General features: G+C 41.0%; 18 protein-coding genes. 6 read left to right on the forward strand and 12 right to left on the reverse strand.

Features of this window, described 5'->3' with window-relative positions; all coding sequences use genetic code 11:
• Positions 1-116: 116 nt before the first annotated feature.
• Positions 117-1,721, reverse strand: coding sequence for a gamma-glutamyltransferase family protein (locus RTX25_RS04805; protein ID WP_312651141.1), 1,605 nt, complete (start codon positions 1,719-1,721; stop codon positions 117-119).
• Positions 1,722-1,859: 138 nt separating this feature from the next.
• Positions 1,860-3,545 (reverse strand): arginine--tRNA ligase, encoded by a 1,686-nt coding sequence (argS, locus tag RTX25_RS04810; RefSeq protein WP_312651144.1) that lies wholly within the window; start codon positions 3,543-3,545, stop codon positions 1,860-1,862.
• A gap of 179 nt (positions 3,546-3,724) precedes the next feature.
• Here argS and RTX25_RS04815 point away from each other — a divergent pair, with 179 nt between their 5' ends.
• From RTX25_RS04815 to tpx, 3 genes are read left to right on the forward strand one after another with little or no spacing between them, the layout of a single operon-like run.
• Complete coding sequence (locus RTX25_RS04815; protein ID WP_312651147.1) at positions 3,725-5,245, forward strand: hypothetical protein; 1,521 nt, start codon at positions 3,725-3,727, stop codon at positions 5,243-5,245.
• Positions 5,246-5,268: 23 nt separating this feature from the next.
• Complete coding sequence (locus RTX25_RS04820) at positions 5,269-6,147, forward strand: phosphatidylglycerol lysyltransferase domain-containing protein (RefSeq protein ID WP_312651150.1); 879 nt, start codon at positions 5,269-5,271, stop codon at positions 6,145-6,147.
• Between the two features lie 23 nt (positions 6,148-6,170).
• Positions 6,171-6,665: a thiol peroxidase gene (gene tpx, locus RTX25_RS04825; protein WP_312651153.1), complete on the forward strand. Its 495-nt coding sequence runs from the start codon at positions 6,171-6,173 to the stop codon at positions 6,663-6,665.
• 86 nt (positions 6,666-6,751) lie between these two features.
• Here tpx and RTX25_RS04830 read toward each other — a convergent pair whose 3' ends face one another.
• Positions 6,752-7,144 (reverse strand): hypothetical protein, encoded by a 393-nt coding sequence (locus tag RTX25_RS04830; protein ID WP_312651156.1) that lies wholly within the window; start codon positions 7,142-7,144, stop codon positions 6,752-6,754.
• Positions 7,141-7,794, reverse strand: coding sequence for a tRNA (guanosine(46)-N7)-methyltransferase TrmB (trmB, locus tag RTX25_RS04835; protein ID WP_312651159.1), 654 nt, complete (start codon positions 7,792-7,794; stop codon positions 7,141-7,143). Before trmB ends, RTX25_RS04830 begins: the two co-directional genes overlap by 4 nt.
• Positions 7,795-8,007: 213 nt before the next feature.
• Here trmB and RTX25_RS04840 point away from each other — a divergent pair, with 213 nt between their 5' ends.
• A complete protein-coding gene (locus RTX25_RS04840) occupies positions 8,008-8,625 on the forward strand; it encodes a hypothetical protein (RefSeq protein ID WP_312651162.1) in 618 nt (205 codons plus the stop codon).
• A 52-nt stretch (positions 8,626-8,677) separates the two neighbouring features.
• Here RTX25_RS04840 and RTX25_RS04845 read toward each other — a convergent pair whose 3' ends face one another.
• Entirely contained in the window at positions 8,678-9,001 is a 324-nt protein-coding gene (locus RTX25_RS04845) for a cupin domain-containing protein (protein WP_312651165.1), read from the reverse strand.
• 116 nt (positions 9,002-9,117) lie between these two features.
• The gene (locus RTX25_RS04850; protein ID WP_312651168.1) at positions 9,118-10,068 is read right to left on the reverse strand and encodes an L-lactate dehydrogenase; all 951 of its coding nucleotides are present in this window, start codon (positions 10,066-10,068) and stop codon (positions 9,118-9,120) included.
• A 336-nt stretch (positions 10,069-10,404) separates the two neighbouring features.
• Here RTX25_RS04850 and rocF point away from each other — a divergent pair, with 336 nt between their 5' ends.
• Positions 10,405-11,316 (forward strand): arginase, encoded by a 912-nt coding sequence (gene rocF, locus RTX25_RS04855; protein WP_312651171.1) that lies wholly within the window; start codon positions 10,405-10,407, stop codon positions 11,314-11,316.
• Between the two features lie 106 nt (positions 11,317-11,422).
• On the opposite strand, the gene RTX25_RS04860 is transcribed toward rocF, so the two are convergent.
• Positions 11,423-12,790, reverse strand: a complete 1,368-nt coding sequence (locus RTX25_RS04860) for an MATE family efflux transporter (protein ID WP_312651174.1) — start codon at positions 12,788-12,790, stop codon at positions 11,423-11,425.
• Between the two features lie 148 nt (positions 12,791-12,938).
• On the opposite strand from RTX25_RS04860, the gene rd reads away from it, so the two are divergent.
• Positions 12,939-13,100 (forward strand): rubredoxin, encoded by a 162-nt coding sequence (gene rd / locus RTX25_RS04865; protein WP_207598402.1) that lies wholly within the window; start codon positions 12,939-12,941, stop codon positions 13,098-13,100.
• A gap of 177 nt (positions 13,101-13,277) precedes the next feature.
• Here rd and RTX25_RS04870 read toward each other — a convergent pair whose 3' ends face one another.
• From RTX25_RS04870 to RTX25_RS04890, 5 genes are all read right to left on the reverse strand, one after another.
• Positions 13,278-13,664 carry a hypothetical protein gene (locus tag RTX25_RS04870; RefSeq protein ID WP_312651177.1) on the reverse strand — a complete coding sequence of 129 codons (387 nt, stop codon included), beginning with the start codon at positions 13,662-13,664 and terminating at the stop codon, positions 13,278-13,280.
• A 514-nt stretch (positions 13,665-14,178) separates the two neighbouring features.
• Positions 14,179-14,952, reverse strand: a complete 774-nt coding sequence (gene pflA, locus RTX25_RS04875) for a pyruvate formate-lyase-activating protein (RefSeq protein ID WP_312651180.1) — start codon at positions 14,950-14,952, stop codon at positions 14,179-14,181.
• Positions 14,953-14,992: 40 nt separating this feature from the next.
• Positions 14,993-17,221, reverse strand: a complete 2,229-nt coding sequence (pflB, locus tag RTX25_RS04880; RefSeq protein ID WP_312651183.1) for a formate C-acetyltransferase — start codon at positions 17,219-17,221, stop codon at positions 14,993-14,995.
• Positions 17,222-17,782: 561 nt separating this feature from the next.
• Positions 17,783-18,307 carry a YkoP family protein gene (locus RTX25_RS04885; protein WP_312651186.1) on the reverse strand — a complete coding sequence of 175 codons (525 nt, stop codon included), beginning with the start codon at positions 18,305-18,307 and terminating at the stop codon, positions 17,783-17,785.
• Positions 18,308-18,318: 11 nt separating this feature from the next.
• Positions 18,319-18,921 (reverse strand): polysaccharide deacetylase family protein, encoded by a 603-nt coding sequence (locus RTX25_RS04890; protein WP_312651189.1) that lies wholly within the window; start codon positions 18,919-18,921, stop codon positions 18,319-18,321.
• Positions 18,922-19,001 lie beyond the last annotated feature (80 nt).

Below are 19,001 nucleotides of genomic sequence, written 5' to 3' on the forward strand. Positions count from 1 at the left end.
GTGAATTGATTCTGACTTGCAGGATTCATTATATCACATAAGTCTATCATTAATATATCTATTTTTAAAGAAAAAAGGCAGAAAACAGAATATCTGTTTCCTGCCATTATCTGAAGTTAAAAGACGGCAATATTTCCATCCGTTCTGGTCTCAGTACCGGCAACATAAGCGCCGTTTTCAAGTCTTAAAATCATCTGCCCCCGTCCGAAGCTGCCGCTGTCCTCTGATACAGTGATCTCATGACCCATTTCCTTCAGTTTACCGAGGATGTGCTCATCGAAGGTATTCTCCACTATGATGGACTTTTCCTTCGTCCACTGCCACCTGGGGCAGTCTAGAGCCGCCTGAGGATTAAGCTCAAAATCAAGAAGCGAGCTGATAACCTGCAGATGACCCTGAGGCTGCATATAGCCGCCCATGACCCCAAATACCCCGATGCATTTTTCATCCTTCATGAGCATTCCCGGAATGATCGTATGATAGGTCCTCTTTCCAGGTGCCAGGCAGTTTACATGAGTTTCATCAAGTCTGAAGTCTGCACCTCTGTTCTGAAGTGATATTCCTGTCCCTTTTACCACTATGCCGCTGCCGAATCCCATATAGTTTGACTGAATCATGGAGACCATGTTTCCTTCACGATCCGCACAGGAAAGATACACCGTACCGCTGTGAAATGGGTCTTCGTGGGTGAAGATCTGTACCTCATCCGTAATCATTGATGCTCTTCTTTTCCCGAATTGCGGGGTTAATAAATCTTCCGGTGAGAATTTCATCTCCTTAGGGTCGGTGATGTGGTGAAGTCCGTCTGCAAACGCCATCTTCATGGCTTCCATCGATCTGTGATAGTAGATTTCATCCCGCTCCGTGACTTCGAAGTTTCCGAGAGTATTCAGCGCCATGAGCGCAACCATTCCCTGACCGCTTGGCGGAAGCTCAACGACCTTATGATTTCTGTATGGGACAGATAAAGGTGTTACCCATTCAGACATAAATCCTTCAAGATCTTTTTTCCTCAGATATCCGCCATGTTTCACCGAATCATTTTCCATTTCATCAGCGAGACTGCCTTTGTAAAAAGCCTCCCCCATGGACTCGCCGATCTTTCGGAGGGTTTTTCCATGATTTGGAAGGGTGATGATCTGGAAAGCTTCCGGTGGTTTTCCGTCAAAGGTGAAGGTATTAAACCACTCTTCATACTCCGGTCTGTCACTGAAGATTTCCTTATATTTCCTATACGCGCTCTGCCAGGCATGAGCGACATTAGCGGCAACAGGGAATCCCTCTTCCGCAAGCTTTATAGCCGGAAGAAGACACTCCAGAAGCGTAAGGCTGCCGAATCTTCTGCTCAGTTCTGCCCACCCCCTGGGTGTTCCAGGTACGGTAACAGGAATCCAGCCGTGAGTGGGCATGGATTCATGATTCGTCTTCACCTCATCCAGTGTGATGCCTGATGGAGAAGGTCCATTGCTGTTCAGACCATATAGCTTGTCCTTCATCCAGATCAGAGTGAAATTGTCCGAACCGATTCCGTTGGCTGTTGGTTCTACGACTGTAAGGCAGGCTGCTGTGGCAATGGCTGCATCAACAGCGTTGCCTCCTTTCTTCAGAATCTCAAGTCCGGCATCTGCTGCCAGAGCATTTGAAGTGGCAACCACACCATTTTTTCCGCTTAAGGGGATTCTTCTGCTTGCGTAGGGCAAGTGCATAGGATCAAATTTCATGTCTACCTCCATAAATGTTACTCATATTCCCGATCGTTTTTCAGATCGCCCATACCTCCTAGTATATCTGCAATAAAAAAGGATTGGCATAATTCCCGAAGGAACTGTACCAATCCTAAGATATCTGTTTATGATTTTCTACATTTCTTCCACAGTCTCGATGCCCAGAAGATTGAGCGCATTTCTGATCACAATGGTCGTGGCCAGCACAAGATTGAGCCTTGCCTTTTTCAGGTTTTCCTCGGCTGAATTGATCGGACAGTTGTTGTAGAACTTGTTGAAGTCCTTGGCAACCTGAAGCACATATCTGGTGAGCACAGATGGTTCATATTTGTCCATCGCCTGCTTCACTGCATTACCGAAACCTTCAAGTGTCTTGGACAGTTCAAATTCTTCCTGATTGCTCAGAAGGGTAAGATCCGCTGTTTCAGGCAGCTGATTCTTTCTCAGGATGCTTTTCGCCCTTGCATAGGTGTACTGAACATAGGGTCCTGTTTCTCCGTCAAAGGAAAGAATTTCGTCCCAGTCGAATATGATGTCTTTTTCTCTGGAATTCTTGAGATAGGTGAAAATGATGGCACCGATACCCACCTTTCTTGCAACAGATTCACGATCTGCAAGGTTAGGATTCTTATCATGTATGATCTTTTCCGCTGTAACTACAGCTTCCTTCAGCAGGTCATCAAGAAGAACGACATCGCCTTTTCTTGATGACATCATCTTGCCCGGGAATTTGACGAGTCCAAACCCTACATGCACACAGTCATCTGCCCACTCAAACCCTGCCAGTGAAAGTGTCTTGAACACCTGCTTGAAATGAAGCGCCTGAGGCGTACCCACAACATAGATATTCTTGTGGAAATCATAGGTTCTTTTTCTGTAGATCGCTGCAGCAAGATCTCTTGTTGCATAGATGGTGGCACCGTCAGCCTTTTTGATTATTGTGGGCGGCATGTTGTATTCATCGAGCATGACGACCTTTGCGCCGTTGCTCTCTGTCAGGATGCCCTTGTCATTCAGAATATCCACAACCTCATCCATCTTATCCCCATAGAAGCTCTCTCCTGCATAGGAATCGAATTCAACACCCAGTTCCTTGTATACCCTATCGAAGACCATGAGGGAAAGCTCTCTGAATTCTTTCCAGAGATTGTACTCATATTCCTTTCCATCCTCAAGATTTTTAAAGTGCTGTCTTGCTTCATCATCTAGACTCTTATCATTTTCCGCTTCTTCATGGAATTTCACATAGATTCTGTTCAGTTCCTCAATAGGTGACGTCTTCAGTTTTTCTTTATCCACCCATCTTTCATACCCGGAAATCAGTTTTCCGAACTGTGTTCCCCAGTCTCCAAGATGATTGATTCTGACTGTGTTGTATCCCTGAAATTTATAAATTCTGCTTAATGAATTTCCGATAACTGTTGTAAAAAGATGCCCGACATGGAACGGTTTTGCTATGTTCGGTGATGAGTATTCCACGATTACGGTTTTACCCTCACCCATATCAGATCTGCCGTATTCATCTTCACTGCACAGTATCTCTTTCACTACGCCTTCAAGAAAAACACTCTTATTCAGGAAGAAGTTGACATATGGTCCCAGTACTTCAATTCTTTCAATCTCCGAGATTTCAAGTTTGTCCTTAAGCTCATTTGCAATCATATTGGGTGCTTTTCTCAGGGTTTTTGCCAGCTGAAAACAGGGAAATGCATAGTCGCCCATTTCCTGTTTAGGCGGAATCTCAAGAAGTCTTGAAACTTCATCCTTCTCTATTTCCAGCAAACTGCTGATCTTACCTGCTATCAAATCTTTATAATCCAATATTCTTCCTCCTCACGCGATTCTGATATAAAAAATATCAGTTACCTTCATCTATATCTAATCTATTTTACTACAGAGTTTTAAGGGAGTCCATAGCAAGATTCTTCATACGAAGCCGTGTTCAGAATCGACGTCTTTGTAGTATAATGAGACTACTTGAAATAAGTGAGGTAATATCAATGGAGAAATTAGGACTGATTTACGTCGGCGGGAATACCACAAGATATGCACTGTGGGAACTCAACGACGACAGAAGCTACAGACTGCTTGAATCTTACAAGGAGGATTTGAAGCTTGGTAAAAACACAGATGAAGAATTCATCATTACAGAAGACAAAATTATCTCTCTCATCACCATACTGAGTTATTTCAAAGAATTCTCAGACTCAGTGGATGCCACAAACATCCACATCATTCTGTCGGAGTTTTTTCTACGTATTAAAAACAGAAAAGAAATCCGTGAAAGACTGGAGAAAGAGCTGAACATTAAAGTCACTGAGCTCAACAGCGAAGAAGAGCTGCATTACGATATTCTTGCGCTGTCAAATACCATGAAACTGACAAATGCACTGGTTGTAGACATCAGCGGTGTTTCCACTCAGCTGGCACTGATCAGAGACGGTAAGCTCGTTAACAGTCATCTCCTCCCGCTGGGAACATTATCCCTGACTGAACGTTTCAGACTGGAAAGCCAGGTTACCAAAGATGACCATGTGGCAATGGATATCTTTCTGGAGAACGAAATCGGGCAGGTGGATTGGCTTAAGGACAGCAGCATCAATGAAATGATTATTCTCGGCGGTTCAGCCAGAGCCATCAGCAAAATCGACCGGAAAAAGAGACGTTACCCCGTGGACATCATCCACGAATACACCATGCAGGATCTGGATATCCATACGATGTACAAAAATATCATCATCAAAAACCTGAAACAGAGGTATGCCATAGAAGGTCTGGATAAAGAAAGAGCAGATATTCTCCCCGCAGCATTAAGCATACTTGATGCACTTTTGAGGATAACAGAAATCCAGAATATCAGAGTGAGCGGATCCGGAATTCGGGAAGGCTACCTGTTCGACTATATGACCAGACAATATGGTAAGATGGAGGACATGCTGGACCGATCCATCAGCAATATCCTCAGCAGACATAACGTGGATAAAACAAGAGCGGAAAACCTATATCAGCTTACACAGGAAATTTATCTCGCCTTCAGAGGACTTCATAAGGACTGGGAAAATGTGGGTGACATCATCAAGGTCAGCTCTAAGTTACGAGATGTTGGCCTGTCCATAAGGTACTATAATCATGACAGGCATAATTTCTACATCATTTCCAATTCTGAAATCAACGGTCTTGATCACAGACAGATCATCATGTCATCACTGGCTGCCACTTTTTCCAATGGACTTTCGAAAGAGACACCACTGCTGCAGTATGGCCAGCTGATCAACCGAATGGACCTCGAAATGGTATATGATATCGGCATCTGTTTAAGCATTTCAGAGATTCTGCTTCGTTCAAATAAGAAAAAGGTGCATCTTGATCATATCGAGCTGCTGAATGAACGAGTAAGGCTTAACCTCATCTCCTCCCATGATCTGCACTTTGAAATACACGAAGCAATGAAGCTGAAAGATCAGTTCTTTGAAATGTATGATAAAGAGCTGGAGATAGTTTACAATATCAGGAATAAATAAAAAGACTTAGGAGAAAAGATATCATGCACTTTGAACCACTTGAAATGGAAAGCAAAAAAATCTTTGATGATTTTTTGACCCCTTATCCTTTTATCGCCTCTACCTACAACTTCACAAATCTTTATATCTGGCGTAATGCACAGAACATAAAGCTTCATCATTCAGACAAAGCACTATATATAATGAAAGAAAAAAACGGTGTTCCCTACTTTATTCCCCCGATATTGAAGAATGAAGAAGACGGGAAAGCCGCTTATGATCTTCTTCTTCATGAGATGGATGCAATGGGCATGGATAGAGAACTGAAGGATGCTGACAAAACACAGATTGAGCTTCTGGAAAGATTGGGCTACAATATCGAATATGTTTCGGACAGGGACAATGCCGAATATATCTATACTGTAGAGAAAATGAGTTCTTTCAGCGGTAAAGCGCTTCACAGTAAACGAAACCATTTTAATAATTTTATAAGATACAACGAATATACTATTAAACATATACAGGAATCCAAGGAAGAGTGTATTGCTCTAGCAGAAAAATGGTACGAGGCAAGTGACAAAACACCTGCTCTTGCCCATGAATTTGCCGGAATAAAGGAGCTGATCACTCATCAGGAATTCTTTAATCTCGTTGGAATATCGGTTTTTGTCGATGACCACTGCCAAGGTTTTTCCTTACTGGAAATCCTGAATGAAAAAGTCATCCTTAACCATATCGAGAAAGCGGATCGCAGCATCAGCGGTCTCTATGCTTTTCTGGCAAAGACATCTATGGAGTATTTCGGTGAAGGAATAGCATTCACCAATCGAGAACAGGATATGGGTATTCCTGGCCTCCGAAAATCCAAAGAATCCTATGTCCCTGAGTTCCTGGAAGAAAAGTTTATCGTTAAATTTCATTGACAATACAAAGGAGTGATACGATTATGAAATTTACTTTTGGTGGAAATGAAGTTCATCTTTATGGAACGCAGCTTGAAATCGGTGATACTTTACCGGATTTCACGCTTACAGACACAACATTAAGTGATGTTGAATCAAAGGATATTAAAGGTCCTAAGGTGATTCTCACATTTCCTTCTGTCGACACCTCTGTCTGTTCACTTGAACTCCTGACATTCAACGATCAGCTGGAATCTTTTCCGGATATGAAGGTTTATGGAGTGTCAATGGATCTGCCCTTTACACAGGCAAGATGGGTCAAGGAAAATGCCGGAGACTTTATCCGCATGATGTCCGACCATAAATTCCGTATTTTCGGTGAAATCACAGGAACCTATGTGGAAGAACTCGCAATCCTCGCTAGAGCAGTATTTGTCGTTGACCGGGATGAAAAAATCACCTATGTGGAATATCTCCCTGAAATCGGAACAGAGCCTGACTATGCAAGGGTTATGGAAGAAGCCAGTAAAATATTTTAAATATTATCAGTAAAACAGAACCCTTCACCTGTTCTTAAGCCATATGGCTATAAGAATCAGGTGAAGGGTTTTTCTCCTGTTGTCATTTACTGATAGAGATAGTTTTCCTGGTAAATCTTCAGTTTTACCGGTAGCTCTTCAACCATGTCGTCGAGATAACGGTTGAGTACATAGTATGCAGCTGCATTGGATGCTGCAAAATCATACTTTGACTTTCCGAAATATAGTCCGTCCTCATCAAATCGGATAAATATCTCTGCAATCTCGAGGATATCCGTTCTTGTCTCTTCAGTGAAGTCATTGAATACACTGATGTTGTCTTCAAAGAAAATGAGCACATTTTTTCTCTCTTCTTCATCCAGACTGAATCTCAGTTCAACCTCCCCTGCAGGAACATCCAGATGACGGACTTCGGAATCTCTATAGAACCCGCGAATAAAATTCGTCAGATCCGTTTTGATCTCTGCGATATCCATCATGATTCTATCCTCTCCTCTCTATATCTGAAGATACCAAACTTTATCTTCACACCAAACGCACTGAACTTCTCTTCATATTCCGTTCGGACATTATCTTTAAAGTCACTTTCGGAAAGGTCCCAGTTCCTGTACAGTTCCTCGAAGTTCTCTTCTTCAAAGTACTCGAGAGATGCTTCAAAAAGATCGTCGTCATCTGTCTTGAACCAGACTTCAGTTCCAGGCTGAATGAATCTTTTATATTTTGTCAGGAATCTCGGGTGAGTCAGTCTTCTCTTATTGTGAGAAACCTTCGGCCATGGATTGCAGAAATTGATATAGATTTTGGAAATCTCATCTTTTTCAAAAATCTCATCAACTCTTTCAATGAACATCGGAATAATCCTGACGTTGGTCAGTTCCATTTCGTTCAGTTTTCTCAGAACAAATACCAGAACCTCATCTTTCAGATCAATGGCAATATAGTTTATGTCTGGATTCTTTTCAGCAAGGGTTGTAATAAACTGTCCCTTTCCGCAGCCAAGCTCCAGATGAATCGGATTATCATTACCGAAATTTTCTCTCCATCGGCCTTTTACGGCATATGGGTCAATTACTGCTTTGCTGTCCTTTTCCATTTCTGGACGAGCCCACCACTTTTTTCTTAATCTCATCTTATCACCTATTCCAATTTAATCACTTAAAGAAGTATACAATATTTCTCGTCTTTTTTCATCATTTCCGGAGCATTCTTTTCTTCACCTGTCAAACGTGTATCACACTGACTCTCAGTTTCTCTCAGAAAATCCGTGAAATTTGATTTAAGTCATACAAAGTTTAAGCAATATGTAGTATGTTGAGGAAGTAAACATTAAGGGGAGGAAATTATGAAAGAAAAAATAGCACCAATACATTTTATGCAGCATAACCGTATCAGGATTCAGGAGAATCTTGAAAGATATCTCATCGACATGTTCAGCCTGCAGGATCTGGATCGTGAAAACACAGAACACTACGGTGAACGTACCAGTGAAGAAGCCCTTGAAAATCAGATTGATCATGACAATATTCACGGATGGCTTGAATCACATGTCATCGGAAACGAAAAGAGACTGGCTGCACTCGCAGGTAAAATTATTGAAACCAGTGATGAAGAAACGCTTATTTTAGCTTATGCCGAGTATGGCAGAAGAGTAGGTGAATCATTGAAGGGAGAGATTCATTTCAGCAACGGTCAGGAACTTTACGGATATCTGAATGCGCTTCTTCTTGATGGCATGCCCTGCGACAAAATCAATGTTCTGGCTGAAACAGACGAGAACCACCTCGTCTGGCATAATGTAAGAGATATCCATGGAAGATATTTTGAAGAGCTGGGTCTTCAGGGAAATCTGTTCTACATTTTAAGACAGTCATTCATGACAGGTTTTCTGAGCGCCATCGGCAACATAGAATACAGTCTTGACATCATGCCGGAATTCATTGTAAACAGTGTAACTTTCTAAAAATCCTAATAGCCGCTGCAGAATTCTGCAGCGGCTATTATTTCTTACTATCCTATTTAAGGAAATCTTCTCTCATGGGACTGAAGACATCCACAAGCATTCCATCTTCCAGCGCAAGAGTTCCATGAGGAACATCTGGTGGCATAAGAAGACTGTCTCCTGCTTTCACAACTTTTGTCTCATCTCCTATAGTGAACTCAAATGATCCCCTGATGATATATGTTACCTGCAGATGCGGATGAGCATGTCTTGCGCCTACGGCACCCCTTTTAAATTCAATCTCACACATCATCATATCTTCATTGTAAGAAAGTATCTTACGATATACTCCCTCATCACAGTTAACCCGCTCAACTTCCTGATTGTAAACAAACATGTAGTACCCCTTCCTGCGCATTTAAGCGCTTCTCTTATGACTCCATTATACCTCAGAAGAATCCTTTGAAAAAGTCATAGTTTCATCATAGGCATACCAGCCATGAAAATATCCGATCAGAGTGCGGAATCGTCGATAATCTCCTTCATCTTCTTCGCAGATGATATGAAATCCTCTCTCTCTTTATCTGTGAGTGGAACTTCAATGACTTTCCTTATACCTTCTTTTCCTACAACTGAAGGTATCCCGATATAGAGGCCATTGAGGCCGTATTCTCCATCCATTAATGATGATACGGTAAGTATGGCTTTCTCATCACCGGTAATCGCTTCACATATCCTTCTTACAGCAAGTGCAATGGCGTAATTTGTATACCCTTTGGTATTGATCATTTCATATGCAGCATTTTTCACGCTCATCGGGATGTATTCCATAAAAGAAAGATCTCCCTTCCCTTGCTCCGTAATACGGACATATTCCTCAAGATTCACACCTGCAATATTGGTCAGGGACCATGCAGCGATTTCTGAATCTCCATGTTCTCCTATAATATATCCATGAATACTTCTTGCATCCACGTCAAGATACTCGGCAAGAAGTGTTCTGAATCTCGATGTATCAAGTACAGTTCCTGATCCGATAACTCTTTCCCTAGGGAATCCTGAAAGCTTATAGGTTACATAAGAAAGAATATCAACAGGGTTTGAGACAACAAGCAGTATACTGTCCGGACTGTATTTTACGATTTCAGGGATGAGCGACTTGAATATACTGATATTTTTATTGACAAGATCAAGTCTGCTTTCACCCGGCTTCTGAGCTGCTCCAGCTGTTATGATGACGATATCCGAGTCTTTGGTGTCCTCATAAGTGCCTGAAATCACTTTCACCGGCTTAACAAATGCTGCGCCATGAGAAATATCCATGGCTTCTCCGATTGCCTTATCTTTATTGATATCTACTATCACAAGCTCTTCGCATAATCCTCCGAGCATGAGCGCATATGTTGTAGTGGCGCCTACAAAACCGGCTCCGATGATCGAAATTTTTACATTCTTCAGTTTCATAATAATCTCCTTATTGAATTTTTATTCATTATAACTGAAGTTTATGAACGGACTTTTAAAAGTCTGATAAAATATCACATACTTCGTCCTATTTTCAGAAAAAATATTCAACCAGTTAATATGGACTTTATGATTTCATTCTATACTGAAACTGTTCCTTCAGATTCCGGTTATCTTTTCACCCTATAGAGCGATTGAAAAGCAGTGAAAGATACCCGGGAACCCTTGCGAACTGCAGATTTATACAGTTTTCTGTATAAAGATTTTTTCTTGTAAATCGTGGTATTCCTATTGTGTATGATATATAATGAATTGAATTTAAACGGAGGTGCATAAATGAAAATAGAACTGATTGGTTTTCCCATGTTTTATGGTTGCGACAGACCTGGTGTTGAACATGGACCAGATAAACTGAGAGAAAATGGTATCGTTGATATCCTGAAAAAGTACACGAATGAAGTAAATGACAACGGTAATATAGAAGTAACGCAGGTGGATACGGATAAGAAGTATGCAAGTCACAAATCCATGAAATATCTTAATGAAGTAGTTGAAGGCAATGTACGCCTGGCAAAGGCTGTTGAAGGCGCAATCAATAAAGGAGGTCTTCCTTTTGTTGTGGGCGGCGATCATTCTCTTGGTCTTGGCTCCCTTGCTGGAGTCAAATCCGCAAGAGAAGATGATTTTGCAGTAATCTGGATTGATGCTCATGCAGACCTGAACGTAACGGAATCCTCACCTTCAGGCAATATCCACGGAATGCCTCTTGGTGCTTCTGCAGGTCTTGGAGACATCTCACTCACATCCCTTTACCATGAAGGACAGAAAGTCAAACCTGAGAATATCTACATCATCGGTCTAAGAAGCGTTGATGATGGCGAAGAAGTCATCATCAAAGAACATGGCATTAATATCTGGAGAATGACCGATATCAGGCAGCGAGGTATGGATACGATCATAGATGAACTGCTGTCAAAGATCAGCGCCAGCGGAATCAAAAAAATCCATCTCTCCTATGATATCGATTCACTTGACGATCAGCTGGTTCCCGGTACAGGAACACCAGTTGCAGGAGGTCTTGAAATCGATGAGAGCAAAAAACTTGTACAGTCCATTATCCAGACAGGTAAGGTCGGAAGCATCGACTTCGTTGAGTTCAATCCTGTCATTGACAGGAACGATATCACCCTTCATTCTTCACTGAGTATGCTTGATGCATTCTCTGAAGCGCTTGGAAACATAAAATAATACAAGAAATAAAAGCTCTTCATGAACATCGCAAAGATGAATCATGAAGAGCTTTTATTATATAGGGTTCAGATTTATACTACAAAGATTTCATATCCCTTAAGGGTCAGACTATACTCCTGATCCATTTATGGGATCTATACCTCGGATAGCAGATCATGAGCTTAACAAGCTCCTCAGCAAAGCTGATCAAAAGCACATATTCTACCGGCAGTCTGAAGTATAATGCAGCCAGTGACACCATAGGCACACCCACAAGCCATAAACTGGTGGTTTCTGCAAAGAGAGAATACCGGGTATCTCCACCTCCTCGGAATAGTCCGACGACAAAGAGTACATTGATGAATCTGATCGGGACGATAAAGGCAATCAGAGTCAGAAGTTTAGAGGTCGTAATTCGAGTAGATTCCTCAAGCTTGTAGAGCGAGAGAATCGGTGTTTTTGCCAGAACAAGGAGCAGTGCTGTACCTACACCGATAAGGAACGTCAGCTTAATGATTTTTCGAGCGTAGACCTTCAAGGTTTCAGTCTCCCCTCTGCCAATAAGATTGCCTGTTATGATTGCAGCAGCATTGCAGATACCAAACGAAAACACATAGAACAGCTGTGTTATGGTATTCTGAATCTGAATTGCCGCAAACGAGGACACACCAAGCTTGGAATAGGAAAAGTTATAGACCATGATGCCCAGCGACCAGAAGGTTTCATTCAGAATAACCGGGGCTGCAACAAGCAGGTACTTGGATATATTCGGTTTCCTGAATGATGAGATTTCCTTGAACGTCGCATTCAGAATGTTCTTCTTGATGAATACAATATAAAACAGAATTGAAAATTCGATTACTCTGGCAATCAGCGTGGCTATGGCGGCGCCTCTCACTTCCAGTCTCGGAAATCCGAATGCTCCATTAATCAGACAGTAATTCAGTACTGTGTTTGTACCAAGTCCAATGATGCTGGAGAGCATTGGAACAAAAGCCTGGGAAGTTGCTCGAAGCGAGAATATAAAAGTCATGGACAGATTACTGATCACATAGCTCAGTCCCACGATTCGAAGATAGTTTACAGATTCCTGAAGAACCAGAGGATCATCTGAGTACAGACTCATTACCCTTTCTGGAATCACAACAGCGATAAATGTAAACAGAATCGCAATAAGACTGCCCAGCAGCATCGTAATACCCATATACTTCTTGAATGTCTTATAGTCCTGGCTGCCATGAAACTGAGAGAAAAAAATCGATCCACCGCTGTTCAGTCCAAAGGACATCAGCGAAAACAGAAAGAACAGCTGATTGGCCTGCCCGACCGCGGCGATTGATTCTTCACCCAGATTGCCGATCATCAGGTTATCGACCATATTAAGAGATGAAGATAGAAAATTCTGTACAATAATGGGGACAGCAATGGTTAATAATATCTTATAAAATTTCTGATTATCAAGTGATGTCTTGTTTGTTAACTGCATATTCATAATACCTCACGATAAATAAGTATACCCCATTCGAGGGGTTTATTAAATATCTATTCTCACAAAATCTATTGAAAGCTGTAGTTTTCTCCTCTATAATCTAGTTAGGTTATGTTTATATAACACTTTAACTGAAATAGGAGGGAATATGATGAAGAGTTACGTTTGTTTGGTATGCGGATACGTTTATGATCCAGCTGTTGGCGATGAAGACAACGGTATCGCACCAGGAACCAGCTTCGAAGATCTACCTGAAGATTGGGTATGTCCACTTTGCGGAGTTGGCAAGGACCAGTTCGAGGTTGAGGAGTAAAAATCCCTTAAGGCACCAGACGTCAGTCTGGTGCCTTTACATTTCGCTTTTCTTTTATATCTGTTTGAAGATAGTGTCGATTCCGGCACATTTCAGGTAACTCACAAGAAAGTTCCCTAAATGCACATAATAAGAATGTTAAGCACGAGGATGTTCTCTATAATTCAATACATAATCCTATTGTATCGGCATGTATCCAATAACTTCTAAGGTATCACTATCACAAACAATCACCGCAAAGTCGTGGCCTGACCTATCACCGATAGTAATAATCCAGTCAGTCGAATCAACTGCATTTTTATCTGCTATAGAGTCTTCTGAATAGACAGACTCCCATGTTTTTTCATCTGCATTTTTTATTGTTATAATGTTTGTCTCTATACGGTCTTTTGAAGCAAACTCTGAGTTTTTAATAAAGTCTATACTGTTATTGACAGCCTTTTGTTGTTCAGATGATAATGAAATTTGCTGTTCAGGAGATAATGAAATCTCATTATTTGAATCGCACCCGAACATCGAGAAAAACATAGCTAACGTAATCGTTATGATCAAATATTTCTTCATAAAAACCTCACTTGAATTATTGATACAATCTAGTGTTATGTGAATCAAAACAGTTCTATCACTTTTACCATATATCGGACACCTGCCTTGAAAACCCGCGATTATGATATTGCTGTTTGATGAATGTGCACGTATAAAAGCTGCCTGCCTTTAAATGCTCTCATCCCGTTATTGAAAACTTCAGCCATTAAAACCAGCATAGATATTCCCTGAGGTTTTAGTGATTTCCTTTGAAACTAAAACAAAAGTACCCGCTTCATCAAGAAAACTCATTATATCTTCTTTTTGTGTATAGCCTGAAGAATATATCTTTCTTCATAAAATAAATGGTTTTAATACCAAGACTTACGTCCACGTTTATATACATATATTATACTTTTTCACGAAAGTATTCAATTTCCAACTTAGATTTCATAAAGAGCATTTCTTTTTACCTACCATATTACAGTTCGCCTTAACCGCTTCGCAAAAAAGGATGATAAAGATTTTACACCCTTATCATCCTGAAATTCTATTATCCGATTCTCTGTATATAGGTTTCCTCTTTGCCCTCTTCTTTTCTTTCACAGAAGCCTTCTCCAAGTTCCTGAAGAAGAAGCTGCATAAGTTCGGCATTTCGGCTGCGGTCCATTGGTTCAACACCTTCCAGCTTGTACTTCATATTCATGACTTCATACTTGTTTTCACCCATTGTGTGATAAGGAAGAAGCTCAACCTTGACAACATTTTTCAGCTCTCTGATTTTCTTTGCAAGATTTCGGATATGATCTTCACCATCTGTTATACCCGGTACAACAACATGTCTTACCCACATCTTTGTTCCTGCTTTCTGTATAGCATCAAGAAATCTTGCGGATTTGTCTTCTTTCTGTCCTGTAACAAACAGATACTGCTTTGGATCCTCATGTTTGATGTCAAAGAGAACAAGATCTGTATACTGAAGAATCTCATCATACTCACCGAAACCATATCCAGCAGTATCAAGCGCTGTGTGGATCCCTTTTTCCCTGCAGAGCTTAAGACTCTCCAGGAGGAATTCAGGCTGCAGAAGGGGTTCTCCTCCGGAGAATGTAACCCCTCCTCCTGACTTTTCAAAATAGGGTCTGTATCTTCCGATTTTCCTGACAAGATCAGAGGCTTCCACCTGATCTCCGCCGCCCATCATCCAGGTATCCGGGTTATGACAGTAGAGACATCTCAATTTGCAGCCCTGCAGAAATACAACGGTTCTGATTCCAGGTCCATCTACGAGGCCCATGCTTTCTATTGAATGTATTCTACCTTTCATAGCCTTCTCTCCTTATCTTGTCTTTTCTGTATGTTCTATATTACATTGCATCGTGGAATGTTCTTGAAATAACTTCCATCTGCTGTTCTCTTGATAATCTGTTGAAGTTTACTGCATATCCTGAAACTCTGATTGTCAGTGTAGGATATTTTTCAGGATGTTCCATAGCATCTTCAAGTTTTGATCTGTTGAATACATTTACGTTCAGATGATGTGCATCCTGTGCAAAGTATCCATCCAGAACTGCAGCAAGATTACTGATTCTTTCGTCCCCTGTCTTTCCTAGAGCATCAGGTACGATGGAGAATGTGTTGGATACACCATCTTCACAGGTATCACAGTAAGGAATCTTAGCTACACTGTTCAGTGATGCCAGAGCACCTTCAAGGTCTCTGCCGTGCATTGGATTTGCTCCAGGAGCAAATGGTTCGCCAGCTTTTCTTCCGTCTGGAGTTGAACCTGTCTTCTTGCCGTATACCACATTAGATGTGATGGTCAGTACGGATAGTGTATGTTTCGCGTCTCTGTATGTCTTGTGCTTTTTAAGCTCAGATGAGAATTTTTCAACAAGCTTTACAGCAATCTCGTCCACTCTGTCATCATCATTACCGTACTGTGGGAATTCTCCTTCGATTTCGAAGTCTGAAGTGATTCCTCTTTCGTTTCTCTTAGGCATTACCTTGGCAAACTTGATTGCAGACAGTGAATCCGCAGCAACGGACAGTCCAGCTACACCGAACGCCATCAGTCTTCCCACTTCTGTATCATGAAGAGCCATCTGACCAGCTTCATAAGCATATTTATCATGCATATAGTGAATGATGTTCATGGTATTCACATAAAGCTCAGCAACATATTCCAGTACCTTTGTGTAATTGCTTAGTACTTTTTCGTAATCAAGAACTGCATCAGTGATCGGTTCAAGTCCGCTGATGACTGTCTTTCCTGTCTTTTCATCCACACCGCCGTTTAATGCATAAAGCAGTGACTTGGCCAGGTTACATCTTGCTCCGAAGAACTGCATCTGCTTACCAAGAGTCATTGCGGATACACAGCAGGCAATCGCATAATCATCTCCATAAGTCGGTCTCATAATATCATCGTTCTCATACTGGATTGAATCTGTCTGGATGGACATGTCCGCACAGAACTTCTTGAAGTTCTCTGGCAGAGCCTGTGACCATAATACTGTCATGTTCGGTTCAGGAGCAGTTCCAAGATTGATCAGAGTATGAAGGAATCTGAAAGAAGATTTGGTAACCAGCGGTCTTCCGTCCAGTCCCACACCACCGATAGATTCAGTTACCCAGGTTGGATCTCCTGCAAACAGATCGTCATATTCAGGTGTTCTCAGATGTCTTACAAGTCTCAGCTTTATAACGAACTGATCGATCAGTTCCTGTGCATGTGCTTCATTGATCATTCCGTTTCTAAGATCTCTTTCTATGAAGCAGTCGATGAATGTGCTTGTTCTGCCCAGGGACATCGCCGCACCGTTGTTCTCCTTAACTGCTGCAAGATAACCGAAGTATACATACTGTACAGCTTCTTTGGCATTAGCAGCAGGCTCTGAGATATCAAATCCGTATGATGCAGCCATTTTCTTCATTTCGCCTAGTGCAACGATCTGTTCATTTGTCTCTTCTCTTTTTCTGATCAGATCATCAAGCATTGGACCTGTCAGATTCTCAAGATCCTTCTTCTTCTCTTCAATCAGTCTGTCTATTCCATAAAGAGCGATTCTTCTATAGTCACCTATAATTCTTCCTCTTCCGTATGCATCAGGTAAACCTGTGATCAGACCGGTACTTCTTGCCGCTCTCATTTCCTTGTTATATGCATGGAAGACGCCTTCATTATGAGTCTTTCTGTACTTTGGAAAATCCTTCAGGATAGCATCTGAAGCTGTGAAATCGTAAGCTTCAAGTGACTGTTCCACCATTCTGAATCCACCGTATGGATTAATGATTCTCTTAAGAGGAGCATCTGTCTGAAGTCCAACGATTGATTCGTGGTCTCTGTCGATATAACCTGGCTTGAAATTGTTGATGCCTGCAATATTCTCTTCGTCTACACCAAGAACACCTTTTTTGATTTCTTCTACAATCAGTTCACTTGATTTTTTCCAGACTTTCAGCGTATCCTCTGTCGGTCCTTCAAGGAAAGAATCATCACCATCATATAAGGTATAATTTTTCTGAATAAAATCTCTAACATCTATTTCATTCTGCCAGTTTCCTTCTGTAAATCCCTGCCATTGAGTCTTCATTGTACTTCCTCCTAATAATTCTATAACACATAGGTTATTTTTTAATCATCTGTTTTTTACTACAATCGTATTATACAATACCTGATCACATTTGTTAATACCTAATCAATATAATTTTTTATTGCTAAAACCTGTTTTTGCAGTATTTACTATTGACTTTTAAGCTGTTCTATGTATCTATGACAAGCACCATGATAAATTAGCACATAATCAGAACAGAAAACCTATTTTTTCATTGAAATACGGATATCTGTACTATGTTATATTACAGTTTTACATAAAATTTATTTTCAATTAATAATAATTATTACAATGGTTCTTTCTTGTTTCATCTCCCCAGCGGATTTTCACTTCAATTTCGCTTCTCGTTTCAAAGTACTGCTATTCATTTTCTATGAGAATCATGCAACAAACAGATCCCATAATTTTTAGTACAGTATCGGAACTAGACTGGACAATTGTAGTTAAATATCGTAACAGACAGCTCATATTTATTACAGACTCTGATCGGCAATAAAAAATGCTCTCCCTTGCGGAGAGCATCCCTATGATTTGTTCGATTCAGCTATTAGATATCTCAATAATCTGCGTTTTCGAGATCCAGCACTCTTTAGCTATGCGCCTCTTCCCGTCTTTCTCATTCTTTCCTTTGCGAAGTGCACTTCTCAGTATATTTTCACCTAAGGAAACCATTCTTCTTCTGACCGGATGATCGATCTCTCTTACAGTAAATCCTACTCTTCTTGCCAGCTTATGAAGCAGCGTAACAGAGAGGAGAGCTTTGTACATGCTATACTCTTCTGTCTGCATAAGCACTCCAACCTGACTCAGTTCCTGCTTCAGCATGATGAACAGATTTCCGTACCCTGTATCCAGGTTCGCAAGATTTGTATTGATGATATGTATTTCAAAAATATGATCACCTTTATGGATGACTGTTCCATCTTCTATTGTCACAGTTTTACCTCTGTGCACTTTCGGAACAAGATATAAAAACTCAAGATCGCTTCCAGGAATTTTCTTCCATCCAAGAAGTTTCACCATATTCCTGTCATAAAAGGCGACGATACTGTTTAATGCGTTCATCTGATCACTCCTTAAGCTGTGGTCGTTTTTTCGCTATCCATCGGGATGACAAAACGGAATCCCTTTTTCTTCATCTGAGGTATCGCACTCTTAAGTGCATTGATTGTTCTCTGAGGGGCTTCCTTAGCCCCTCTTCCATCATGAAGCAGAACAATATCTCCAGGCTTTACTTTTTGCGTGAGAACTTTTTCGATATGTTCTTCATTACAGTATCTGCTCCAGTCTGAAGCGTGGATGGACCATAATATCGGTGCAAACTTATACTCTCTGATGAATTTACGCGAAACCACATTGACCAGCCCCCACGGAGGTCTGTAAAGATGTATTCTTACCCCCATGTTCTTCAGGATGTCGAGTGAATTGTGAAAATCATCTTTCATCGCTTTATACGATCTGAAAGGCGCTCCGATATGTTTATTAGCATGAAGACCGATTACATGACCTTCATCTACAATTCTTCTGATGATATCCGGATTCGCCTTCGCCTTTTCGCCTAAAACAAAAAAAGTCGCTTTGATTCTATGCTGTTTAAGTAGATCAAGAAGCTGAGGTGTGTATCTCGGGTCCGGACCGTCATCAAATGTAAATGCGATATCTTTGTCACCGGCAGGCATAAATCTCATCACGTTCTTTGAAAAAAAACGAAAATAAATATTCGGTACGATAGAATATATGATAAATAAATAGAATAAAA

Origin of the sequence: Proteiniclasticum sp. (genome assembly GCF_032054185.1) — a bacterium.
Classification (GTDB): domain Bacteria; phylum Bacillota; class Clostridia; order Clostridiales; family Clostridiaceae; genus Proteiniclasticum.